Here is a 23,784-nt window from a genome sequence, read left to right on the forward strand (position 1 = left end):
CCATTGACAAGATTGCAAGAGGATCGAAGGCTGCAAGAATGGAGCGCGCGCCCGATCCGAAAAGCGAACCTCACGTTCTGATCGCCTGGCATAGCCGGACGGGCGCCAGCGAAGCGATGGCTCTTGCCGCGATCGAGGGTGCCGACCGGGCAGAGGGGCATGACCCGGCAAGGTTGCTTCCGGCTTCTCAGGTCACGCCTGCGGACATTCTGGCTGCGTCGGCGTACATCTTCGTATGCCCTGAAAATCTCGCCAGCATAAGCGGCATGATGAAGGAGATGTTCGACCGCTGCTATTACGATGTTCTTGGCAGGATCGAGGGCCGGGCATTCTGCACCATCATCGCTGCAGGGTCGGATGGGGAAGGGGCGCAGGCGCAGATCGACCGCATCGCGAAGGGTTGGCGGTTGAAGCGCGTGGCCGACCCCCTGATCATCAACATGTCGGCCCAGACGAAAGAAGATATCCTCGCACCCAAGGTGGTGCCGGAAGAGGACCTGGCGCAGTGCCGCGACCTGGGCCATGCGATGGCCGAAGGTGTGGCGCTTGGAATGTTCTGAAGGGATCGGTCGCAGCAAATTCGAGGCGCAGAGGAACATCGGCAGTATCCGCCTGAACGGACGAGCCTACCCGCATGCCGCTGTCAGTCTCACTGTCACGCCGCCGCGCCTGCAAGCGCACAGCTGGCGCTTGCGATTCCTGCCTGGCACCTCACGGCAGCGAACGAGTGCCCGCCCTATCTGATCGCCAGTCAGCTTTTAATCTTCGCCATCAGGTCGGCTCGCGCCGCTTCGTACTCCCGCTCAAGCCGGTCGACGCGGTCTGCCACGCTGTCCACTGCGTCGACCATGCCCACACCCTGACCCGATCCCCAGATGTCCTTCCAGGCCTTGGCCTTGCTGTTGCCGCCGGACCCGAAATTCATTGCGCTCGGATCGCTTTGCGGCAGATTGTCCGGGTCAAGTCCTGCACTCTCGATCGAGGAGCGGAGATAGTTGCCGTGCACGCCGGTGAACAGATTGGTGTAGACGATATCGCCTGCCTTGCTGTCGACGACCGACTGCTTGTAGGCATCATCCGCATTGGCTTCCTTGGTCGCAATCCATGGACTGCCGATATAGGCGAAATCCGCCCCCATCGCCTGCGCCGCCAGCACCGAACGCCCATGCGCAATCGAGCCGGACAGGGCTACCGGCCCGTCGAACCAACTGCGGATTTCCTGCATCAGCGCGAAAGGCGACTGCGTCCCCGCGTGGCCGCCTGCACCCGCAGCCACGGGGATGAGGCCGGTCGCCCCCTTTTCTATCGCCTTTCGCGAGAATTTGTCGTTGATCACGTCATGCATCGTTATCCCGCCCCAGTTCCTGACGGCTGAGAACACTTCCTCGCGCGCGCCGAGCGAACTGATGACCATTGGCACCTGCCATTTTTCGCAGACCTGCATGTCCTCTTCCAGCCGGTTGTTGCTCTTGTGCACGATCTGGTTGACGGCATAAGGCGCGGCGGGGCGGTCCGGGTTATCGCGGTTATGCGCCGCCAGCTCTTCGGTGATCCGGTGCAGCCATTCGTCCAGCATTCCTGATGGACGTGCATTCAGCGCCGGAAATGCCCCGACGATCCCCGCCTTGCACTGCGCGATGACCAATTCCGGTACCGATACGATGAACAGCGGTGAACCGATAATCGGGAGGCGCAATTTGTCGAAGGGTGCGGGAAGGGCCATGAAGAACTCCGTTGCGGGATGAAACCTGCCAATGTGTCTATGCCGGGCGGCATTGCTTGTCGAGTGAAGTGCGGGCCTATGGCGAAGACCCGTCGCCGCGCTCAATCCGGCGGCAGCAGGGATGCGATGCCGTATGTTTCCGCCGCCGTAGCGGCGAACAGCGAACGTTTCTCACTATCGGACGAGCCTTGTGACAAGCGCTTGAAGGCATTCCACAGCGTGTCGTAATCCGCGCCCCAGCGATCGACGGGGTAGTTGCTTTCGAACATCGCCCGGTCGGCACCGAATGCTTCGATGCAGGTGTCGATATAGGGCTTCCACATGGCAGCGAGCATTTCAGACCCGCAGCCTTTGGCCGGACCTTCTTCGGGCATGCCGCAGAACGCCATGGCGAGGCCCCCCAGTTTCACGCTGACATTCTCGCAAGTGCCGAGATCGCGTATATTTTTCTGCCAGCGTTCGAAATATTCGGGCAGGGTACCGCGATAGGACGCGATGTTGAGCGGCGTTCCGCAATGGTCGAGGATGATCGGCTGATCGGGGAAGGCGCGAGCCAGGGCGATCACATCTGGCAATTGCGGCTCCAGCACCCATGCATCGAAGGTCAGCCCCATCTGCCCGAGGTGACGAAACCCTTTGCGAAACGCATCGCTTTCATACAGGCCCTCCGGCGCATGGAAGGGCGGCCCGAGCACGTCCGCATTGGCGTCCCAGGCTGCGGCGTGACGGATCCCCTTGAACCGCTCCGGTGCTGCCTGTTGCAGGCGCTCCAGCGTTGATCTGGCGGCGTCGCCACGCGCCAGATCGGCATGGCCGATGATGGTGGCGCAAGGGCGATAGGTGCCGTATAATCCGCTGGCCCCTTGCGCGGCCACGCCGTTCACGAATTCTACCTCGCCGACGACCTTGTCGGCATCGCCGTAGGCGGGATTATAGAATGCGCCACACTCCATGAAGACTGTGCCGATTATGTTATGGCCTTCGGCGGAACCGCCTTTCGTATCGGCCTGCAAGGCATCGAAGGTGTAATAGGCCGCGCCGGAGATCGCCTCCAGAAAATCGTGCCGCGGTTCGGGGAAGGCCGGGATTATGGGCCGCAGATCCCATAGGTGGTGATGCGGATCGATGATCGGCAATTCGGGTTCGATGATCTCTTCGGGCATTCCTGCGGTCCTCTCCTTGCCTCTTTGTTCTAGTTGCAAATTATGTGGCACAGGTCAGGCAAGCAGGCCAACCCTGGCGAGTTGGCGCGAAAGTCGGATCAGTCCATGCCCGGGTAGGTCTGGAATTCCGGCAGTTCTGTCATGGCCTGAACCCATTCGACACGCTCCTTGACCATGATCTGAGCAGTAGGAGCATGGGCCGCCATGTCGTCCAGTGTACCGGATTGAATATCGACGATGCCGGGCAACATCTCTGCATTGCGATAAAACAGTCCGGTTCCGCAGTTTCCGCAGAACTCGCGCATCCCGTGTTCGCTTGACCGATAGGTAGCCGGAGAGCCCTCGATCGAGAGGTCGGCCTCCTGGAAGGCTATCCAGCCGACCACAGGAGCGCCGGCCCAATGGCGGCAGTCGCTGCAGTGGCAAAGTGCGTGATGCTCAGCCGGTCCACTGGCCGAGTAGCTGATGGCGCCGCAGAGGCACCTTCCCGTTGTTGCTGTCATCGCTCCACCCTTTCCTGATTACATATGCGAACCGAAAACTTGAAAATTGCAACTCCACTGGGGCGGACTGAGCTTCTTCAGACAAGCCCCTCCAGCACCTGATCCGGTGGGCGATGACCATCCATCCAGAAGCGGATATTGGCGATGATCTTCTCGCCCGAGGCTTCGCGCCCTTCGAGGGTGGCGCTGCCGATGTGGGGCAGGGTCATGACGTTGGGATGCGCGATCAGCCGAGCATCGACCTTCGGTTCATGCGGGTAGACATCCAGGCCTGCGCCGATCAGCGCACCGCTTTCTAGCGCCTCGATCAGCGCCTCCTGATCGAGCAGGTCGCTGCGCGCGGTGTTGATCAGTGCAGCGCCAGGCTTCATCAGACCTATGCGCCGCGCGTCCAGCAACCCCGTCGTGCTTGGCGTCGAGGGGCAATGCAGCGTGACGATGTCTGACTGCCTCAGCAGATCGTCGAGGTTCTCGACGAACTCGGCGCCGAAGACGTTCTCGATCGCCGGCGGCAGGCGGTGGCGGTTGTGATAGGCGATCCGCAATCCGAAGGCGCGGGCGCGGTGGGCCACGGCCTGGCCGATGCGCCCCATGCCGACGATGCCCAAAACCTTGCCACCCAATTGCCGCCCGAGCAGGGCCGAAGGTGCCCAGCCGCTCCATTCGCCGCGCCGCACCAGCGCGATGCCTTCGCGCACGCGGCGAGGGACGCCGATGATCATCTCCATCGCCAGATCGGCGGTGTCGTCGGTGAAAACGCCGGGCGTATTGGTGACGATGATCTTGCGGCTTCTCGCCGCGGCAAGGTCGATGTGATCGGTGCCCGCGCCGAAGCTGGCGATCAGGCCAAGTTGCGGACCGGCCTGCAGGATCAGTTCGGCGTCGATGGTATCGGTCACCGTCGGCACCAGCACATCTGCCTCCTGCATTGCGGCGGCGATCTCGCTTCGGGTCATCGGCGTGTCACCCGTGTTCAGGCGAGTGTCGAAGAGCTCGCTTAGCCTGCCCTCGATCTCCGGCAGCAAATGCCGGGTTACGACGACCCGAGGCGGCTTGGTACGGCGAGGGGATGGAATGCTGTCGGCCATGCTGTTTTGCTAGGCCCCGCCGTGCGTCCCGGTCAAGGGACAGCATCTGCATCAACCCGGCTTGCTGCGGCGGGCATTACGATTGTATGGAACGCACCATGCGCAATCCTGTTGAAAAACCCTCGCTAGTTGCCGCCGCGGCCATTTGCATTGCGGTTCTCTTCTCGTCCGCTCCGGCCCGCGCCCAGGACCGTGACGTTCCCTATTGGGCGACGATCCGAAGCGACAAATTAAATATGCGCGTTGGGCCGAGCCGGGAGTACCCGGTCGAGTGGGTCTACAGCCGGCCGGGCTTGCCGATCAAGGTCGTACGCGTGGTCGAAGGCTGGCGCATGATCGAAGATCCCGATGGCGAGCAGGGCTGGGTGGTCGCTCGCTTGCTCGACCCCGAACGCGGTGCGATCGTGATTGGCGACGAGGTCACGCCGATGCGGGACGGCCCTTCCGACGCGGCGGCGCTGAAATGGAATCTGGAGCCAGGAGTTATCGGAACGCTCGGGCCTTGCGACGAGGGCTGGTGCCGGCTGGATGTGGAAGGGCACCGCGGTTTCGTGCGGCAAGCCAGGCTGTGGGGCGCTGGCGAACCATAGGACCGGCGGGCAGGATAAGGTCCGACCCGCCGATTCTGCAGTTCAGATCAAAGCATCTCCACCGCGACTGCAGTCGCTTCGCCGCCGCCGATGCAGAGGCTGGCCACGCCCTTGGTCTTGCCCTGCTCCTTCAATGCGTTGAGCAAGGTGACGATGATGCGCGTGCCGCTCGCACCGATGGGGTGACCCAGCGCGGTGCCGCCGCCATTGACGTTGATCTTGTCATGCGGGATGCCGATGTCGCGCATCGCGAACATGGCCACGCAGGCGAAAGCTTCGTTCACTTCCCACAGATCGACCTCGTCAGCGCTCCATCCAGCGGACTTCAGAACTTTCTCGATCGCACCGATTGGCGCGACGGTGAACTGCGCCGGTTCCTGCGCGTGAGCGGCCATGGCGACGATCTTTGCCACCGGGGACTTGCCAGCGCCTTTCGCAACGCTCTCCCGCGACAGCACGACAGCCGCAGCACCGTCGGAGATCGAACTTGAGGTTGCAGCGGTAATGGTGCCGTCCTTCGCAAAGGCGGGGCGAAGGGTCGGGATCTTGTCGGGCTTGCCGCGGCCGGGCTGCTCGTCATGTTCGACCGTCTGTTCGCCCTTGCGGGTCGTGAAAGTCACCGGGACGACTTCGCCGGCGAAGGCTCCGATATCGATAGCGGCATTGGCGCGGCGGAGGCTCTCGATGGAATATTCGTCCATCGCCTCGCGAGTCAGCTGGTATTCGTTGGCGGTGTCCTGAGCAAAGGTGCCCATGGCGCGGCCTTCCTCATAGGCATCTTCAAGCCCGTCGAGGAACATGTGGTCATAGGTGGTGTCATGGCCGAGCCGCGCGCCTGAACGGTGCTTCTTGAGCAGATAAGGCGCGTTGGTCATGCTCTCCATCCCGCCTGCAACGACGGTGTCGACAGTGCCTGAAGCCAGCGCCTCTGCTCCCATGATGACGGTCTGCATGCCGCTGCCGCAGACCTTGTTCACAGTGGTCGCCTGCACCGATTTCGGCAGGCCCGCCTTGATCGCGGCCTGCCGCGCCGGTGCCTGACCCAGCCCGGCCGGCAGCACGCAACCCATGTAGACGCGGTCGATATCGCCGCCTTCCACTCCGGCGCGCTCGACCGCTGCCTTAACCGCGGTCGCGCCGAGTTCGGTCGCCGACACGTCGGCCAGTGCGCCCTGCATGCCGCCCATCGGCGTGCGCGCATAGGACATGATGACGACGGGATCTGATGAATTGAACTGGGCCATGTCAGTTGCCTTTATATCGCGTGGATTAATGTTATGCTGGACGCCACATAAGGATGCGGTTCGAACATGCAAAGCCGCGAACCACTGGACGGAGAGCGAAAAATGGCCGACAATCGACAGGACGATCTCGAGCATATCCTGAAGGTGCAGCGCGCCGCCTTCACCTCGGCCCGCCCGGAACGGCTGGAGATGCGGCGTGATCGCATCAAACGGGCCATGCAGCTCCTGGAAGAAAATGCAGTCGATCTCTGCGCCGCGATGAGCTCCGATTTCGGCAATCGCAGCCCCTATCAGTCGATGATGACGGATATCACCGGCACCGTGAACTTCGGCAAATATTGCCTGAAGAACCTCGATGACTGGGCGAAACCCAATAAACGGAAGGTGCAGTTTCCGCTCGGCCTCTTGGGTGCCCGCGCAGAGGTTCGCTACGAACCCAAGGGTGTCATCGGTATCATGAGCCCGTGGAACTTTCCGGTGAACCTTTCCTTCGGTCCGCTGATGCAGGTGCTGGCCGCTGGCAACCGCGCCATGCTGAAGCCAAGCGAGTTCACCGAAAAGACCAGCGCTCTCACAGCGGAACTGGTTGAGAAATATTTCCGGCCAGAAGAAGTAGCGGTCATCAACGGCGGGCCTGAGGTGGCGCATGCTTTTTCGGCATTGCCCTTCGATCACCTTGTATTCACCGGCTCGACCGGAACCGGGCGCAAGGTGATGCAGGCCGCTGCCGCCAATCTGGTGCCGGTAACGCTGGAACTCGGCGGCAAGTCGCCCGTGGTCCTCGGCCAGAGCGCGGATGTCGCCCGGGCGGGAGAGCGCATCGCGTTGGGCAAGATGATGAATGCCGGGCAGATCTGCCTCGCGCCGGATTATCTGATGGTTCCCGAGGACAAGGAGATCGACACGATCGCCGCAATCGAATCGGCTGCGTCCTCCATGTATCCAACCATCCTCGACAATGACGATTACGCTTCCGTCGTGACCGACAAGCACTTCCAGCGGCTGCAGGACATGGTGGAGGATGCCCGCGGCAAGGGCGCCGATGTCATCGAGATCAATCCGGCCAACGAGGATTTCTCCAGCACCAACAGCCGCAAGATGCCGCTGACGCTGCTGCGCAATGTGACGGACGACATGCAGGCGATGAAGGAAGAAATCTTCGGACCCGTCCTGCCGATCCGCACATATTCGCGCATCGACGATGCCATAGGCTACATCAACGATCACGATCGTCCGCTTGGCCTCTATTACTTCGGTGAGGACACTTCCGAGCGGGAGCATGTGCTTAATCGCACCATCTCGGGCGGGGTCACCGTTAACGACGTCGTCTTCCACGTTTCGATGGAGGATCTGCCGTTCGGCGGAGTCGGTCCTTCCGGTATCGGTTCCTATCACGGGCCGGAGGGTTTCCGTGAATTCAGCCATGCACGTGCGATCTATCGTCAGCCGCGCACGGATGTGGCCAAGCTCGCCAAGATGAAGCCGCCTTACGCTGGCGGCGCCGCCAGCTAGGCTATACAACGGGCGACCTGCCGCTCGACTCGAAGAATCACCGCTTCGTGGCAGAAATACGCCACGAAGCGGTCCTAAGTCTTGGAATTGGACCGAGTCCCGCCCTTGCGCGATAGCGGGCGTGCCTCTAGATGCGGGGTCGGCAATTCCGCCAACCAGCCGGATATGCGAACCTCGTGGTCGATCTCAGTCAATATCTACCTATTCTCATCTTCCTGGGGATCGCGCTCGCGCTGTCGTGCCTGTTCGTGTTCCTGCCGATGGGCGTGTCGCGCCTGACGGGCAGTCACAACCCGACGGCGGAAAAACTCAGCGAATATGAATGCGGCTTTCCCGCTTTCGAGGATCCGCGCAGCCAGTTCGACGTGAACTTCTATCTGATCGCGATCCTGTTCATCATCTTCGATCTTGAGGCGGCTTTCCTGTTTCCATGGGCTGTCAGTCTGGATCTCACCGGCTGGCCGGGCTGGATCACCATGATGATCTTCCTGTTCGAGCTCATCGTCGGCTTCGCCTACGCCTGGAAGAAAGGAGCACTGGAATGGGAATGACCGACAACAAGGCGTCGCCCTATCCGCCCGCCGGCGGCGTAATCGCGCCCGACCACAACCAGATGCTGCATGCCCCGACCGCCAAGGGCGGCGACGTGCTCAACCCCGATGCGGAATATTTCCGCGCCATGCAGACCGAGGTGAACGACAAGGGGTTCCTCGTCACCACGACGGAAGACCTCTTCCAGTGGGCGCGTACCGGCAGCCTGTGGTGGATGACGTTCGGTCTCGCCTGCTGCGCGGTCGAAATGATCCATGTGAACATGCCGCGCTACGATATGGAACGCTTCGGCGTGGCACCGCGCGCATCACCGCGTCAGTCCGACGTGATGATTGTTGCCGGCACGCTATGCAACAAGATGGCGCCAGCCCTGCGCCGTGTCTATGACCAGATGTCCGATCCAAAATATGTGATCAGCATGGGCAGCTGCGCCAATGGCGGCGGCTATTATCATTACAGCTATTCCGTGGTGCGCGGCTGCGACCGGATCGTTCCGGTCGACATTTATGTGCCCGGCTGCCCGCCCACGGCCGAGGCGCTGCTTTATGGAGTCATGCAGTTGCAGCGCAAGATCCGCCGCAGCGGTACGATCGAACGCTAGAGGATAGTGCCACACATGGCCGTCATTCATTCCGCCCCCCGCTACGCCAGCAATGCCGGCATGCTGGACAGTTTGTCCGCCGCAATCGGCGCGCATCTGGTTTCCGCGCATGAAGAGCATGGAGAACTGATGTTCACCGTGCAGCGCGGCGCGATAGAGGATGTCCTGCGCCTGCTTCGGGACGAGCATGAATATCAGCAGTTGATGGAAATCGCCGGTGTCGATTTCCCGGGCCGGGCTGAACGGTTCGAATGTGTCTACATGCTGCTCAGCCTGACGAAGAACCACCGGATCATGGTCAAGCTGTCGGCCGCTGAAGATACGCCGGTGCCGACCGTAACTACCCTGTGGCCCAATGCGGGCTGGCTTGAACGTGAAGTTTTCGACATGTTCGGCGTGATTTTCGACGGCAATACGGATCTGCGGCGCATTCTCACCGATTACGGTTTCGAAGGGCATCCATTCCGCAAGGATTTTCCGCTCACCGGCTATAATGAACTGCGCTATTCGGAAGAAGAGCGACGTGTCGTGTACGAACCGGTCGAACTGGCACAGGAACTGCGTCAGTTCGACTTCCTCAGCCCTTGGGAAGGTGCCGACTACGTGCTTCCGGGTGACGAGAAAGCCGACATGCCGCCTGTCGAGGAGGCGAAGGTCACCGACTCTCCCAAGGACACGGGCGCGGGCGAAAAGACCGATGCGAAGGCGGCTGAAAGGGTCAGTGCCGGTGCGCCCGCGGAAGAAGACAGCGGCCTCGACGAGCCAGTATCTCCGGAACCGACTGAGGACCGCGCTGCCCGGCCCGCGCGCGAGGGCAAGGCGGTCGATACGGCGGATTCGACCCGGATAGTTGAAGATGATGCCGCAAAGGATGGTGAAGCATGAGCGGATTGGTCAGCGAAACTTCGCCCACCACTCAGGGCGAGGAAATCAGCAACTATACGATCAATTTCGGTCCGCAGCATCCTGCGGCACACGGCGTGCTGCGCATGGTGATGGAGCTTGACGGCGAGGTGATCGAACGGATCGACCCGCACGTAGGCCTGCTGCACCGCGGCACCGAAAAGCTGATCGAGCACAAGACCTATCTGCAGGCGCTGCCTTACTTCGATAGGCTGGATTACTGCTCGCCCATGTGCATGGAGCACAGCTATGTTCTCGCCGTCGAGAAACTTCTGAATGTCGAGGTTCCGATCCGGGCGCAATATCTGCGGGTGCTGTTTGCTGAACTGACGCGTATCAAGAACCACCTGCTCAACATCGGCGCGCATGTCATGGATGTCGGCGCGATGACGCCGAATTTGTGGGTGTTTGAACTTCGCGAAGATTGCATGAATTTCTACGAGCGCGCTTCGGGTGCGCGGATGCACGCAGCCTGGTTCCGCCCCGGCGGTGTTCACCAGGATGTGCCGCTCAAACTGCTCACCGACATCGGCGATTGGGTCGACACGCGCCTGCCTGAATTATTCGGCGACGCGATGAGCCTCGTGACCGACAATCGCATTTTCAAGCAACGCAATGTCGACATCGCGGTTGTCAGCAAGGAAGACGCGATCGCCTGGGGCTTTTCGGGCCCGATGATCCGCGCGGCCGGTCTGCCCTGGGATTTGCGCAAGTCGCAGCCCTACGATGTTTACGACCGGATGGATTTCGAAATTCCGGTCGGGACCAATTCCGATTGTTATGACCGCTTCATGGTGCGGGTTGAGGAAGTCTACCAATCCGCCCGCATCATCAAGCAATGCCTTGCGGAAATGCCGGAAGGTCCGATCGCATCCGATGATCGCAAGGTTGCTCCACCGAAGCGCGGCGAAATGAAGCAATCGATGGAGGCGCTGATCCACCACTTCAAACTTTACACGGAAGGCTTCCATGTGCCCGCGGGTGAGGTCTATGTGGCGACCGAAAGCCCGAAGGGTGAATTCGGCGTGTATCTGGTGAGCGATGGCAGCAACAAGCCTTATCGCTGCAAGATCCGCCCGACCGCTTTCAGCCACCTTCAGGCAATGGATTTCATGGCGAAAGGACATATGCTGCCCGACGCGACCGCCATCCTTGGTGCTATCGACGTCGTGTTCGGAGAGTGTGACAGATAATGGCCGAACGTAACATCGCTCCCGATACGCCGGAACTGCGCGCCCGATGGGGTGAATTCGCCTGGACGCAGGAAAACGCCGCATTGGCGAAGAACATCGTCGCGCGCTATCCGGAAGGACGGCAGAAATCCGCCGTCATGCCGTTCCTTGATCTCGCCCAGCGGCAGGTCGGGGCAGAAACACAGACGCAGGGCTGGTTGCCGCTTCCCGTGATAGAATTCGTCGCCCGCGAACTCGATCTTCCGATTATTCGCGTGCTGGAGGTCGCCACCTTCTACACCATGTATAATCTGGTGCCGGTTGGCCGGTTCCATGTGCAAGTCTGCGGAACGACTCCCTGCATGCTCCGCGGGTCGGATGCCATTCTCGAAGGTTGCTATGAGCGCGGCATGCGCAAGGGGCACACCACCGATGACGGCATGTGGACGCTGACCGAGGTCGAGTGCATGGGCAATTGCGCCACGGCGCCGATGGCGCAGATCAACGATGGCAATTACGAAGACCTTACCCCGGAACGGCTCGACGCCGTACTCGATGCGCTCGCAAGGGGCGAACATCCGAAGGAAGGCACGCAACTGCCGGGCCGCCATACCAGCGAGCCTGCAGACGGGCCGACCACCCTGGTGGCGATGAAAACCGAAAATCACGATTACAGGGGCGAATGGGCATGAACCTGTCAATCGTCACAATCATTGTCGCTCTGCTAGCTATCGTGCTCGCGTGGAAGCTGTTGAAAGGCGCCGTGAAGACGGTAGCTCTTCTGGCTATTCTGGTCGTAGCGGCACTGTTCATATTCGGAGGAGGGCTCTGATGCTCGCTGATCGGGACCGGATCTTTACCAATCTTTACGGCTTTCAGCCGTGGAATCTGGAAGCCGCGCAGAAGCGCGGCGATTGGGACGATACGAAGGCGCTGATCGGGCGCGGACATGACGCGATCATCGACGAGATGAAGGCCAGCGGTTTGCGCGGCCGCGGCGGTGCAGGATTCCCCACGGGGCTGAAATGGTCCTTCATGCCAAAGGAATCGAAGGACGGCCGTCCCAGTTTCCTGGTCATCAACGCAGATGAATCGGAACCCGGATCCTGCAAGGACCGCGAGATCATCCGCCACGATCCGCACAAGCTGATCGAAGGCGCACTGGTCGCCGGCTATGCCATGCGCGCGCGAGCGGCCTATATCTACATTCGCGGGGAATATATCCGCGAGGCGGAGACCTTGTTTTCCGCCGTGGCTGAAGCCTATGACGCAGGGCTGCTTGGCAAGAACGCCGCCGGATCTGGTTACGATTTTGACGTGTTCGTTCACCGTGGCGCCGGGGCATACATCTGCGGTGAAGAAACCGCGATGATCGAAAGCCTGGAGGGCAAGAAGGGCCAGCCGCGCCTCAAGCCGCCGTTTCCCGCAGGTGCTGGGCTCTATGGCTGCCCGACCACTGTGAACAATGTGGAAAGCATCGCGGTGGTCCCGACCATCCTGCGGCGGGGTGCCAGCTGGTTCAGCGGCCTAGGGCGTGAGGGCAATGCCGGAACCAAGCTGTTCCAGATCAGCGGCCATGTCGAAAAGCCCTGCGTGGTCGAGGAAGAGATGGGCATATCCTTCCGCGAACTGATCGAGACGCATTGCGGCGGTATCACTGGTGGCTGGGACAATCTTCTCGCCGTCATTCCGGGGGGTTCCTCCGTCCCGCTGGTCCCTGCAGCGGAAATCATGGACGCGCCCATGGATTTTGACGGTCTGAAGGCGCTTGGCAGCGGCTTGGGTACCGCGGCCGTGATCGTCATGGACAAGAGCACGGATATCGTGCGAGCGATCAGCCGGATCAGCTATTTTTACAAGCATGAAAGCTGCGGACAATGCACCCCCTGCCGCGAAGGTACGGGCTGGATGTGGCGCGTAATGGAACGGCTGCGCGAAGGCGATGCCGATGTCGCCGAGATCGATATGCTGTTACAAGTAACCAAGCAGGTGGAAGGCCATACGATCTGCGCCTTGGGTGATGCAGCGGCGTGGCCGATCCAGGGATTGATCCGTCACTTCCGTCCCGAACTTGAGCGCCGGATCGCCGAGTATCAGGCAAACTTCGCGGTGGCAGCGGAATGATGCCGCAATATCGTACTCCAAAGCCTGCCGCGATCAGCGATGTAGGACGGCAGATTATCCAAATTCGACTAAGTGAGATGAACGGAAACGACGATGCCTAAGGTCAGTGTAGACGGCCAGGAACTCGAAGTTCCCGATGGCGCGACAGTGCTGCAGGCGTGCGAGCTTGCCGGCAAGGAAATTCCGCGCTTCTGCTATCACGAGCGGCTGAGCATCGCCGGCAACTGCCGGATGTGTCTGGTCGAAGTGAAACCCGGTCCGCCCAAGCCGCAGGCAAGCTGCGCATTGCCAGCCACTGACGGCCAGGAAATCCGCACCGACAGTGAGATGGTGAAGACCGCGCGCGAAGGCGTGATGGAGTTCCTGCTGATCAACCACCCGCTCGATTGCCCGATTTGCGATCAGGGCGGCGAGTGCGACCTGCAGGATCAGGCCATGGCGTATGGCCGGGGCGGGTCGCGCTACGATCTCAACAAGCGGGCCGTGACAGACAAATACATGGGCCCGCTCATCAAGACGCAGATGACGCGCTGCATCCATTGCACCCGCTGCGTTCGTTTCAGCGAGGAAGTGGCCGGGGTCGACGAGATCGGCGCGCTCTATCGCGGCGAGAACATGCAGATCACCACCTATCTGGAGCAGGCCGCCAGCCACGAATTGTCCGCCAATGTGATCGACCTGTGTCCGGTCGGCGCGCTGACCAGCCGCCCCTATGCCTATGAAGCGCGGCCCTGGGAGCTGAAGAAAACCCTGAGCATTGACGTTTCCGACGCGGTCGGTGCGAACATCCGCCTTGACAGTAGAGGCCGTGAAATCCTGCGGGCGCTGCCGCGAGTGAATGACGAAGTGAATGAGGAGTGGCTGTCGGACAAGGGGCGGTATCAGGTGGATGGACTGGTTCGTCGCCGCCTTGACAAGGTCTGGATCCGCCGTGACGGCAAATTGCAAGCGGCGGATTGGAACACGGCTTTTCAGGCGATTGCGGATGCAAATCCGCAGGGCAGCATCGCGGCTATCGCCGGTGATCTCGTCGATTGCGAAACCATGTTTGCGGCGAAGACGCTGCTTGCAGGCCTCGGTTCCGATCTGCTCGAAGGGCGGCAGACCGGCATGGATTACGACGTGTCGAATCTGGCGGCGGTCAATTTCAACTCCGGCTTTTCGGGCATCGAGAACGCCGACGCCATCCTGATCATCGGCAGCCACGTCCGCAGTGAAGCGGCTCTGGTTCATGTCCGACTTCGCAAGGCGGTGAAGCGCGGCGCGCGTGTTTTCGTCGTGGGGCCGGAATGGGATACGACCTTCCCGACCACCTTCCTCGGGCCCGATGCAGGCGTTCTTCACGATTTGCCGGCTGAAGTCGGCGAAGTTTTCAGCAAGGCCGAGCGACCCGCGATCATTCTGGGGGCCGCCGGTCTTGCCAGTGGAGCGCTCGATCGTTCTCTGCGTCTCGCGCAGGACTGGAAGCTTGTGCGCGATGGCTGGAACGGCTTCAATGTCCTGCACCTGGCGGCGAGCCGGATGGGCGGCTTGATGCTCGGCTATGGCCGCAAGGGCGGCATTCGCGATCTTGCCGCTGCTGCGCCCAACGTGCTGCTGTCGCTCGGCGCCGACGAGGTAGACTATTCCGCCTTTCCGAACAGCCTCAAGGTCTATATCGGCCACCACGGCGACCGCGGTGCCCATGCCGCTGACATCATCCTTCCCGCAGCATCCTATGCCGAGAAGGACGGTACCTACGTCAACACAGAGGGTCGCGTGCAATATGCAGAAAAAGCGGTCTACGCGCCGGGCGACGCCCGCGAAGACTGGACGATCCTGCGCGCCATGGCCGATGTGCTCGGCGTATCGGTGGGGTTCGACAGCCTGGCGGAATTGCAGGCATCGATGGTGGCGGCCGTGCCTGCTCTCGGGGTAGAAGGTCTTGCCGATCTTGGCGACTTGCCCGCATCTTCGGGGGGTGGCAGGGCGTCTGGCGTGATGAAATATCCTGTTGAAGATTTCTATCTGACCAACCCAATCGCGCGGGCCAGCGTCGTGATGCAACGCTGTTCGGCAGAACTGCTGCATGGCGAAGGTTTGGCGGAGGCCGCGGAATGACCGAGACATTCCAGGACTGGGGCATGACCTACGAATGGGCGTGGGGACTGGCGACGCTTGCCGGCGTGCTGCTGATCGCCCTGCCGTTGATGCTGGCGGTTGCCATGATCATCTACATGGACCGCAAGGTCTGGGCTGCCATAGCCCTGCGTCGCGGTCCGAATGTGGTCGGCCCGTTTGGTCTGGCGCAAAGTTTTGCCGACGGGCTGAAGGTCTTCCTGCAGGAAACCATCATCCCCAGCGCGGCCAACAAGGGCCTGTTCCTGCTGGCGCCGATCCTTACCTTCACAGTGGCGCTTGCTGCCTGGGCCGTGATCCCGTTCAATTCCGGCGCGGTGCTGGCGGATATCAATGTCGGCCTGCTCTACATCTTCGCGATCAGTTCGCTCGGCGTTTACGGAGTTGTTATCTCGGGTTGGGCTTCGAACTCGAAATATCCCTTCTTTTCGGCGATGCGCGCCGCCGCGCAGATGATCTCCTACGAAGTGTCGATCGGCTTCGTCATCATCTGCGTGGTGCTGTATGCCGGCACCTTCAACATGAATGGCATCATCGTCGGGCAGATCGGGCACGGGCTTGGAGTCTTCAACGGCTATGCCTTCAACCTGCTGCTGTTCCCGATGTGGGTGGTCTTTCTGATTTCCAGCCTTGCCGAAACGGCGCGTGCGCCGTTCGATCTAACCGAAGCCGAAAGCGAACTCGTCGCAGGGTATCAGACGGAATACAGCTCGATGAGCTTCGCGCTGTTCTGGCTGGGCGAATACGCCAACGTGCTGCTGATGTGCGCGCTCAACGCGATCCTGTTCTTCGGCGGATGGCTTCCGCCGATCAATTGGGAACCGCTGTACGCAGTCCCGGGGTTCATCTGGCTGTTCGCAAAGATCTTCCTGTTCTTCTTCATATTCAGCTGGATCAAGGCGACAGTACCCCGCTTCCGTTACGATCAACTCATGCGATTGGGCTGGAAGGTTTTCCTTCCGATGAGCCTTCTGTTCGTCGTGCTGATCAGTGGTTGGCTGATGCTCACCCGCTATGACTGTGGCGATGCGGGCCGCGTATACGTGTCGACCGTGCCCGTCACCGAAGCGGGCGTGCTTTACCGGGACGGACAATCCGCCGCTAATTTGTGGGACGGTCGCTGTGTCGACGATCTGCCGGCCGTTGAAAGAGAATTCGTATCATGAGCGTGAGCCATCTGATCAAGTCCTTTACCCTTTGGGAATTTCTGAAGGCCCATGCACTGACGCTGAAGTATTTCTTCAAGCCCAAGGTCACGATCAACTATCCTTTTGAAAAGAACCCGGTGTCCCCTCGTTTTCGCGGTGAGCATGCCCTGCGGCGTTATCCGAATGGCGAGGAGCGCTGCATCGCCTGCAAGCTGTGCGAGGCAGTCTGCCCTGCCTGGGCGATCACCATCGACGCCGAACCGCGCGATGACGGCAGCCGCCGCACGACGCGCTACGATATCGACATGACGAAATGCATCTATTGTGGTTTCTGCCAGGAAGCCTGCCCTGTAGATGCCATCGTCGAAGGGCCGAACCTGGAATATGCGACGGAAACGCGTGAGGAACTGCTTTATGACAAGGCAAAACTGCTCGCTAACGGGGACAAGTGGGAGCGGGCTCTTGCCGCGAACCTTGAAGCCGACGCTCCCTACCGCTAACTCGCGGCCACCTTACCCGACGGGACCGATTCAGACCCCATGCTCCAGACCATAGCCTTTTACCTGTTCGCGACCCTTGTCGTCGCCAGCGCGGTGATGGTGATCATGTCGCGAAATCCGGTCCATTCGGTGCTGTGGCTGATCCTGTCCTTCTTCAATGCCGCCGGCCTGATGGTGCTGGTCGGCGCCGAGTTCATTGCGATGCTGCTGGTGATTGTCTATGTCGGCGCGGTCGCGGTGCTGTTTCTGTTCGTCGTGATGATGCTGGACATCGATTTCGCGTCTATGCGAGCAGGTTTCGTCCGGAATGCTCCGCTCGGCATTGCGATTGCCCTGGTCCTGCTCGCTGAACTGGTTTTGGGTATTGGCGCATACAGGGCAGGGGCGCTCATTCTCGGCACACCCGATGGTACTGCCGCTCCGCTGCTGTTCGAAAGCAACATCGAGAGCATTGGCGCGCTGCTCTACAGCCGGTACCTGTTCCTGTTCGAAAGCGCGGGTATTATCCTGCTGGTCGCGATGATCGGAGCAATCGTTCTGACGCATCGTGAACGTCCGGCTGCGCATCGCCGCGCGCATCAGGATATCGGCAAGCAGGTGCGGCGAAATCCCAAGGAAGCGACGTTCAATGCGTCACCCGAGATTGGCAAGGGGATCGACCTGTGATCGGCATCGAACATTTCATCGTGGTCAGCGCGATCCTGTTTGTCCTGGGTGTGCTCGGCATATTCCTCAACCGGAAGAACATCATCGTTATCCTCATGGCGATCGAACTCATCCTGCTGGCGGTTAACATCAATCTCGTTGCGTTCAGTGCGTTTCTTGGCGATCTGACCGGCCAGATTTTTGCCATGTTCGTCCTGACCGTGGCAGCGGGCGAAGCGGCCATCGGGCTCGCTATACTCGTGATTTATTTCCGCAGCCGCGGCACCATCGCGGTGCAAGACGCCAACCGGATGAAGGGTTGAGATCTTGTCCACCAGCATCCTGATCATCGTTTTCCTGCCGCTATTGGCAGCCATCGTGGGCGGCCTTGGCAACCGTTCACTTGGCAATGTTGCGGTGAAAGCCATCACCACCGGTACGCTGTTCGTCTCCTGCGCGCTCAGCTGGCCAATATTCCTAGGCTTTTTGTCTGGTGATTATTCCGCAATGGTCGTTCCGGTTCTCGACTGGGTACGCTCAGGCGACATGGATTTTGACTGGGCACTTCGGGTGGATACGCTGACGGCCGTGATGCTTGTCGTGATCACGACGGTTTCCGCGCTCGTTCACCTCTACAGCTGGGGCTACATGGACGAGGACCCGGACCAACCGCGCTTCTTCGCCTATCTCAGCCTGTTTACCTTCGCCATGCTCATGCTGGTGACCGCAGATAATCTGGTGCAGATGTTCTTCGGTTGGGAAGGGGTGGGGCTCGCGTCCTATCTGTTGATCGGCTTCTGGTTCCGCAAGCCGAGCGCCAACGCTGCCGCCATGAAGGCCTTCATCGTTAACAGGGTAGGCGACCTTGGCTTCATGCTCGGCATATTCGGGACTTTCCTCGTTTTCGGTACCACCTCGATCAGCGCCATTCTCCAGGCAGCGCCGGCCATGTCGGGCGCTAGCGTCGGGTTTCTCGGCAGCAGGGTCATGGTCATGGATGTCTTGTGCATCCTCCTTTTCATAGGCGCGATGGGCAAGTCGGCTCAGCTTGGCCTGCACACCTGGCTGCCGGATGCCATGGAGGGCCCGACGCCCGTCTCCGCCCTTATCCATGCAGCCACGATGGTGACCGCAGGCGTTTTCATGGTCTGCCGCCTCTCGCCGATGTTTGAAACGGCGCCGGTCGCTCTTGCGTTCGTTACCTTCATCGGGGCTGCAACATGCCTGTTTGCGGCAACCGTGGGAACGGTACAGTGGGATATCAAGCGGGTGATCGCCTATTCGACCTGCTCACAGCTCGGCTACATGTTCTTCGCTGCAGGCGTGGGCGCATATGGCGCCGCGATGTTCCACCTGTTCACACATGCCTTCTTCAAGGCGCTGCTGTTCCTTGGCGCGGGATCGGTGATCCACGCCATGCATCACGAACAGGACATGCGTTATTACGGCGCGCTTCGGAAAAAGATCCCGCTGACCTTCTGGGCCATGATGGCCGGCACTCTCGCGATCACTGGCGTGGGCATCTATTGGCTGCATGCCGGGTTTGCCGGGTTTCATTCGAAAGACGCGATCCTCGAGGCGGCGTTCGGTCGCGGCACTGAACTCGGTCAGTTCGCATTCTGGCTTGGCGCTTTTTCGGCGCTGCTGACGAGCTTCTACAGCTGGCGCCTCATGTTCCTGACCTTCTGGGGCAAACCGCGCTGGGCACAGAGCGAGCACATTCAGCACGCCGTTCACCACGGCCATGACGGGCCCGACGAAGCCAACCCTGCGTGGCAGGAAGATGCGGGTCATGCGGTAACGCACGACGTCCCGGCGCCAGGCGACATGGAGGGAACTGCCGGTTACCATCCACATGAGAGCCCAGTTTCCATGCTGATTCCGCTGGCGGTGCTTTCGCTAGGCGCTATCTTTGCCGGGTGGCTGTTCAGCGAAGCTTTCCTCGACAGCGCCGAGTTCTGGGACGGATCGATCTACTACAATGAGGGGTTGATCCATGCGATGCACGGCACGCCTCTGTGGGTGAAACTGACCGCTACAATCGTCATGCTTGTCGGGCTGCTCATTGCGTGGTTCGCCTACATCCGCGACACTTCGGTGCCGGGCAAGTTCGTGGAGCAGTTCCGCCTTCTCCACGCCTTTCTCTTCAACAAGTGGTACTTCGATGAATTGTACGACCGGATCTTCGTGCGGCCAGCGTTCTGGTTCGGTCGCAAGTTCTGGAAGGTCGGCGATGAAGGCGGTATCGACCGGTTCGGACCCGACGGCGCAGCGTGGCTTGTGTCGCGAGGCAGCGTAGGTGCCCGCAAGTTCCAATCCGGTTATCTCTATAGCTATGCACTCATCATGCTGCTCGGCGTCGTCGCGGCGATCACATGGGTTCTGATGTGATGGGGGGCTTTCCCATTCTTTCCTTGATGTTGCTCGTGCCGTTGGTCGGCGCGATCGTCTGCCTGTTCACAACGGCTCATGCCGCGCGCATCATCGCCTTGGCCACGACGCTCGCCAATCTCGTGTTGGGGATCATTCTCTGGGCATCGTACGACATAGGCGGCGCGCAGTGGCAGTTCGTCGAAAGCCAGCCGCTGTTTGCAGGCTTCAGCTATGCGCTCGGCATCGACGGTATCGCTCTGATGCTGATCGTGCTGTCGGTGTTCCTGATGCCAATCTGCATCCTGGCGAGCTGGGACGGGATCCGCGATCGCGTCGGCGTCTACATGTCCGCCTTCCTGTTCATGGAATTGCTGATCATCGGCGTCTTCGCGGCTCAGGATCTGTTCCTTTTCTATATCTTCTTCGAAGCCGGCTTGATCCCGATGTATCTCATCATCGGCATCTGGGGCGGGGACAACCGCATCTACGCCAGCTACAAGTTCTTCCTGTACACCCTGCTCGGCTCGGTACTCATGCTCATCGCCATGCTGTGGATGGTGAACGAAGCAGGCACCTCGTACATTCCGATCCTCATGCAATACGACTTCGCATCCGGAGCGCAAAACTGGCTGTGGTTTGGATTCTTCGCCAGTTTCGCTGTGAAGATGCCGATGTGGCCGGTGCACACCTGGTTGCCGGATGCGCACGTTCAGGCACCGACGGCCGGCTCGGTAATCCTGGCGGGTGTGCTGCTGAAACTGGGCGGATATGGATTCATCCGCTTTTCACTGCCGATGTTCCCCGATGCCTCTGCCCAGTTCGCTTGGCTGATTTTCGCCTTGTCGATGATAGCGGTCATCTACACTTCGCTTGTCGCGCTGGTGCAATCCGACATGAAGAAGCTGATCGCCTACAGCTCGGTCGCCCACATGGCGATCGTCACGGTAGGTCTGTTCGCCTTCAATGTGCAGGGCCTGGAAGGCGCCATGATCGTCATGCTGAGCCACGGTCTGGTCTCGGGCGCATTGTTTCTCTGCGTGGGCGTCATCTATGATCGCCTGCACACGCGGGAGATCGCACGGTACGGCGGCTTGGCCATCAACATGCCTCAGTACGCAATATTCTTTCTGCTGTTCACCATGGCCAGCATCGGTCTACCGGGAACGAGCGGCTTCGTCGGGGAATTCCTTTCGCTGGCAGGTATTTACCAGGTTTCAAGCTTCGTGACGATCATCTGCACCACGGGCATCATCCTTGGTGCTGCCTACATGCTTTATCTCTACAGAAGAGTCGTGTTCGGTCTGCAGAGAAATGAAGATGCAGCCGCAATGTCCGATCTGAATGGCCGCGAATGGCTGATGCTGGCGCCGATTGCGGCGGCAACACTGTGGATGGGTGTTTATCCGGAAAGTTTTCTGGCACCCATGCGGCAGGACATCGCCGTGCTCGATGCGCGACTGTCCAGGGTCGCACCGGAATATGACAGCGCGATCGTTATTGGGACACCTCGTCCGAATGCGGCGAACCAGATGAATGATGAACACGGCGCGGCCGAGGCTGGCGAAGCTCACGGTGCCGCAGCCGTTGCCGATGGCGGCATTGCGGGCGAAGGGGCCCATTGATGGATTTCGGAAACTACCTTGCACTGATCGCGCCCGAACTGCTGATCAGCATTTCAGGGCTGGTACTGCTGCTCGTCGCTGCCTGGGTCGGTGACAGCGCCGCGCGACCGATCAGTATTCTTGCGGCGTTGGTGCTTGGCGTCGCCTGCTTCATGGTCGGCCCTGCTTTGTTCGATGGTGCTTCGGGGCCGGATACCAATGCGTTTGCCGGTCAATTCCGGGCGGACGGTTTTGCCGCTTTTGCGAAAATGCTGATCTATCTTTCTGGCATCGCATGCTTGATGATCGCTCCGGCTTTCTTCGAAAGATTGGGCGCCATGCGCGCCGAATATCCGATTCTGATCCTGTTCTCCGTCCTCGGCACGGGGATCATGGTGTCGTCCGGTAATCTCATCACCCTCTACATTGGCCTCGAACTGAACTCACTTGCTGCCTATGTGTTGGCATCATTCCTTCGCAATGACGGGCGTTCTGCCGAGGCTGGCCTGAAATATTTCATTCTTGGCGCTCTGGCGAGCGGTATCCTGCTTTACGGCATGAGCTTGGTGTATGGCTTTACGGGAACGACCGACTTCACCCTGATCCGCGCCGCGATGACCCTGGAATTGTCGACCGGAGCCCTGTTCGGCTTGATCTTCGTACTGGCGGGATTGGCTTTCAAGATCGCGGCGGTTCCGTTCCACATGTGGACTCCGGACGTGTATGAGGGTGCGCCTACCCCGGTCACGACCTTCTTTGCCTCCGCACCCAAGGTTGCCGCCGTTGCACTCACTGTCAGGGTTTCGCTCGACGCCTTCGGGCTGCAGGCCGATGCCTGGCGGCAAATCGTCATTTTCGCCGCACTGGCGTCGATCGTTCTCGGTGCGCTAGGAGCGATCGGGCAGGATAATCTGAAGCGGCTGCTAGCCTATTCATCGATCAACAATGTCGGCTTCATCCTGATCGGTCTCGCCGCGGGCACCCCACAGGGCGCCAGCGCCGTGCTGGTCTATCTCGCGATCTATGTCGTGATGACGATCGGCAGCTTCGTTGCCATTCTGATGCTGCGAGATGCCGACGGCAATTACGTCGAAAACATCCGCGATATCGCCGGCTTGTCGCGTGCCAAGCCCTTGATCGCCCTCATACTTGCCGGAATGATGCTGAGCCTTGCAGGCTTGCCGCCAATGTTCGGATTCTGGGGTAAGTTCGTCGTGTTTCAGGCAGCGGTTCAGGCTGACCTGATCCTGCTGGCAGCGCTTGGCATAGCGGCCAGCGTAATTGGTGCTTTCTACTACCTCAAGGTGGTCAAGGTCATGTTCTTCGACGAACCTGCCGGCGTGGTTCAGGGACGCAGCGAAACCGGTCACTGGGTCTTGCTCATCGGCACGGCGATCATTGTTTCGCCACTTGGCTATCTACTCACGATTCCTCTGGGACTGCTGGCAGATCGCGCGGCCGTGTCGCTTTCCCTGCTGCCATGATCTGCCGCTGCCCGCCAATGCCTTGCTAGAATTCGTATCCGAAACAGGTTCGACCAATGCAGATCTTCTCCAGCGCCTCGGGCGAGGGGAAGGGATTGCGGAAGGCCACTGGCTGATCGCCGATCGGCAAACGGGCGGACGCGGCAGGCAGGGACGGAAGTGGTCGGATGGTGCCGGCAATTTCATGGGGTCGGCGATTGTCCATGTCGGCTTCAACTCCCCTTCGGCTGCTTCGGTTGCGCTCGTGGCAGGTCTGGCGGTACGTTCAGCTGTCGAGCCCTACATTTCCCAAGGCAAAGATCTCATTCTCAAGTGGCCGAACGACGTTCTGGTCGGCGGCGCCAAGATGTCCGGTATCCTGCTCGAGCGAACAGGGTACAGCGTCGTCGTCGGAGTGGGTGTCAATCTGGTTAGTGCGCCCTCTCTTCCCGATCGGCAAACCTGCAGCGTCGCGGACGTAGGCCGTCCGCCGGACCGTGACAGCTTCGCAATCGCACTTGCAACGGGATTTCGGGAGGAACTCGGGCGATGGCGGCAATATGGGCTTGAGGTACTGCTGCGCCGCTGGGTAGCCGCCGCACACCCGACAGGAACCAGGCTCACTGTGCATGAGGCCGGAGGGCACGAAGTGAGCGGTGAATTCGCAGGCCTCGACCCGGCCGGATCGCTCCTGCTGCGGTTGGCTGATGGGACGATGCGTGCCATTCATGCCGGTGACATTACTCTGACCCGTTAGGAAC

General features: G+C 60.4%; 24 protein-coding genes. 19 read left to right on the forward strand and 5 right to left on the reverse strand.

Translation table 11 applies throughout. The features are described 5' to 3' along the window. The first annotated feature begins 38 nt into the window (after window positions 1–38). The gene (locus G7A66_RS00445) at window positions 39–560 is read left to right on the forward strand and encodes a flavodoxin family protein (protein WP_174293737.1); all 522 of its coding nucleotides are present in this window, start codon (window positions 39–41) and stop codon (window positions 558–560) included. A gap of 191 nt (window positions 561–751) precedes the next feature. Here G7A66_RS00445 and G7A66_RS00450 read toward each other — a convergent pair whose 3' ends face one another. From G7A66_RS00450 to G7A66_RS00465, 4 genes are all read right to left on the reverse strand, one after another. Next, on the reverse strand, window positions 752–1,723 hold the full coding sequence (locus tag G7A66_RS00450) for an NAD(P)H-dependent flavin oxidoreductase (protein WP_174293738.1): 972 nt from the start codon (window positions 1,721–1,723) through the stop codon (window positions 752–754). A 101-nt stretch (window positions 1,724–1,824) separates the two neighbouring features. After that, window positions 1,825–2,886, reverse strand: coding sequence for an amidohydrolase family protein (locus tag G7A66_RS00455; protein ID WP_174293739.1), 1,062 nt, complete (start codon window positions 2,884–2,886; stop codon window positions 1,825–1,827). 98 nt (window positions 2,887–2,984) lie between these two features. After that, the gene (locus G7A66_RS00460) at window positions 2,985–3,389 is read right to left on the reverse strand and encodes a GFA family protein (protein ID WP_174293740.1); all 405 of its coding nucleotides are present in this window, start codon (window positions 3,387–3,389) and stop codon (window positions 2,985–2,987) included. A 77-nt stretch (window positions 3,390–3,466) separates the two neighbouring features. After that, window positions 3,467–4,477, reverse strand: coding sequence for a 2-hydroxyacid dehydrogenase (locus tag G7A66_RS00465; protein ID WP_174293741.1), 1,011 nt, complete (start codon window positions 4,475–4,477; stop codon window positions 3,467–3,469). Window positions 4,478–4,575: 98 nt separating this feature from the next. Here G7A66_RS00465 and G7A66_RS00470 point away from each other — a divergent pair, with 98 nt between their 5' ends. Next, window positions 4,576–5,067, forward strand: coding sequence for an SH3 domain-containing protein (locus tag G7A66_RS00470; protein WP_174293742.1), 492 nt, complete (start codon window positions 4,576–4,578; stop codon window positions 5,065–5,067). A 47-nt stretch (window positions 5,068–5,114) separates the two neighbouring features. Here the strand turns inward: G7A66_RS00470 and G7A66_RS00475 are convergent, their stop codons facing one another. After that, complete coding sequence (locus G7A66_RS00475; protein ID WP_174293743.1) at window positions 5,115–6,311, reverse strand: thiolase family protein; 1,197 nt, start codon at window positions 6,309–6,311, stop codon at window positions 5,115–5,117. A 102-nt stretch (window positions 6,312–6,413) separates the two neighbouring features. Between G7A66_RS00475 and G7A66_RS00480 the strand changes: the two genes are divergently transcribed. From G7A66_RS00480 to G7A66_RS00560, 17 genes are all read left to right on the forward strand, one after another. Next, window positions 6,414–7,823: a coniferyl aldehyde dehydrogenase gene (locus tag G7A66_RS00480; protein WP_174293744.1), complete on the forward strand. Its 1,410-nt coding sequence runs from the start codon at window positions 6,414–6,416 to the stop codon at window positions 7,821–7,823. A gap of 176 nt (window positions 7,824–7,999) precedes the next feature. Further along, window positions 8,000–8,374, forward strand: coding sequence for an NADH-quinone oxidoreductase subunit A (locus G7A66_RS00485; RefSeq protein ID WP_170002580.1), 375 nt, complete (start codon window positions 8,000–8,002; stop codon window positions 8,372–8,374). Then, window positions 8,365–8,976 (forward strand): NuoB/complex I 20 kDa subunit family protein, encoded by a 612-nt coding sequence (locus tag G7A66_RS00490; RefSeq protein ID WP_174293745.1) that lies wholly within the window; start codon window positions 8,365–8,367, stop codon window positions 8,974–8,976. Before G7A66_RS00485 ends, G7A66_RS00490 begins: the two co-directional genes overlap by 10 nt. A gap of 15 nt (window positions 8,977–8,991) precedes the next feature. Continuing rightward, entirely contained in the window at window positions 8,992–9,861 is an 870-nt protein-coding gene (locus tag G7A66_RS00495) for an NADH-quinone oxidoreductase subunit C (protein WP_174293746.1), read from the forward strand. Further along, the gene (locus G7A66_RS00500) at window positions 9,858–11,072 is read left to right on the forward strand and encodes an NADH-quinone oxidoreductase subunit D (protein WP_174293747.1); all 1,215 of its coding nucleotides are present in this window, start codon (window positions 9,858–9,860) and stop codon (window positions 11,070–11,072) included. Before G7A66_RS00495 ends, G7A66_RS00500 begins: the two co-directional genes overlap by 4 nt. Then, entirely contained in the window at window positions 11,072–11,743 is a 672-nt protein-coding gene (locus tag G7A66_RS00505) for a complex I 24 kDa subunit family protein (protein WP_174293748.1), read from the forward strand. The genes G7A66_RS00500 and G7A66_RS00505 overlap by 1 nt, the downstream gene beginning before the upstream one ends. Continuing rightward, on the forward strand, window positions 11,740–11,883 hold the full coding sequence (locus tag G7A66_RS00510; protein ID WP_174293749.1) for a hypothetical protein: 144 nt from the start codon (window positions 11,740–11,742) through the stop codon (window positions 11,881–11,883). Before G7A66_RS00505 ends, G7A66_RS00510 begins: the two co-directional genes overlap by 4 nt. Next, a complete protein-coding gene (gene nuoF, locus G7A66_RS00515; RefSeq protein WP_174293750.1) occupies window positions 11,883–13,175 on the forward strand; it encodes an NADH-quinone oxidoreductase subunit NuoF in 1,293 nt (430 codons plus the stop codon). The genes G7A66_RS00510 and nuoF overlap by 1 nt, the downstream gene beginning before the upstream one ends. A gap of 93 nt (window positions 13,176–13,268) precedes the next feature. Beyond that, the gene (gene nuoG / locus G7A66_RS00520; protein WP_174293751.1) at window positions 13,269–15,275 is read left to right on the forward strand and encodes an NADH-quinone oxidoreductase subunit NuoG; all 2,007 of its coding nucleotides are present in this window, start codon (window positions 13,269–13,271) and stop codon (window positions 15,273–15,275) included. Continuing rightward, the gene (gene nuoH / locus G7A66_RS00525) at window positions 15,272–16,459 is read left to right on the forward strand and encodes an NADH-quinone oxidoreductase subunit NuoH (RefSeq protein ID WP_174293752.1); all 1,188 of its coding nucleotides are present in this window, start codon (window positions 15,272–15,274) and stop codon (window positions 16,457–16,459) included. Before nuoG ends, nuoH begins: the two co-directional genes overlap by 4 nt. Next, on the forward strand, window positions 16,453–16,941 hold the full coding sequence (nuoI, locus tag G7A66_RS00530) for an NADH-quinone oxidoreductase subunit NuoI (RefSeq protein WP_174293830.1): 489 nt from the start codon (window positions 16,453–16,455) through the stop codon (window positions 16,939–16,941). Before nuoH ends, nuoI begins: the two co-directional genes overlap by 7 nt. Before the next feature lie 39 nt (window positions 16,942–16,980). Beyond that, entirely contained in the window at window positions 16,981–17,607 is a 627-nt protein-coding gene (locus tag G7A66_RS00535; RefSeq protein WP_174293753.1) for an NADH-quinone oxidoreductase subunit J, read from the forward strand. Beyond that, window positions 17,604–17,909, forward strand: coding sequence for an NADH-quinone oxidoreductase subunit NuoK (gene nuoK, locus G7A66_RS00540; protein WP_174293754.1), 306 nt, complete (start codon window positions 17,604–17,606; stop codon window positions 17,907–17,909). Before G7A66_RS00535 ends, nuoK begins: the two co-directional genes overlap by 4 nt. A gap of 4 nt (window positions 17,910–17,913) precedes the next feature. Then, the gene (gene nuoL, locus G7A66_RS00545) at window positions 17,914–19,977 is read left to right on the forward strand and encodes an NADH-quinone oxidoreductase subunit L (RefSeq protein WP_174293755.1); all 2,064 of its coding nucleotides are present in this window, start codon (window positions 17,914–17,916) and stop codon (window positions 19,975–19,977) included. After that, window positions 19,977–21,581 carry an NADH-quinone oxidoreductase subunit M gene (locus tag G7A66_RS00550; protein WP_174293831.1) on the forward strand — a complete coding sequence of 535 codons (1,605 nt, stop codon included), beginning with the start codon at window positions 19,977–19,979 and terminating at the stop codon, window positions 21,579–21,581. The genes nuoL and G7A66_RS00550 overlap by 1 nt, the downstream gene beginning before the upstream one ends. Continuing rightward, window positions 21,581–23,044, forward strand: a complete 1,464-nt coding sequence (gene nuoN, locus G7A66_RS00555) for an NADH-quinone oxidoreductase subunit NuoN (RefSeq protein WP_174293756.1) — start codon at window positions 21,581–21,583, stop codon at window positions 23,042–23,044. Before G7A66_RS00550 ends, nuoN begins: the two co-directional genes overlap by 1 nt. Window positions 23,045–23,066: 22 nt before the next feature. Continuing rightward, entirely contained in the window at window positions 23,067–23,780 is a 714-nt protein-coding gene (locus G7A66_RS00560; protein ID WP_174293757.1) for a biotin--[acetyl-CoA-carboxylase] ligase, read from the forward strand. The last annotated feature ends 4 nt before the right edge of the window (window positions 23,781–23,784 follow it).

The organism is Alteripontixanthobacter muriae (assembly GCF_013336795.1).
Classification (GTDB): domain Bacteria; phylum Pseudomonadota; class Alphaproteobacteria; order Sphingomonadales; family Sphingomonadaceae; genus Pseudopontixanthobacter; species Pseudopontixanthobacter muriae.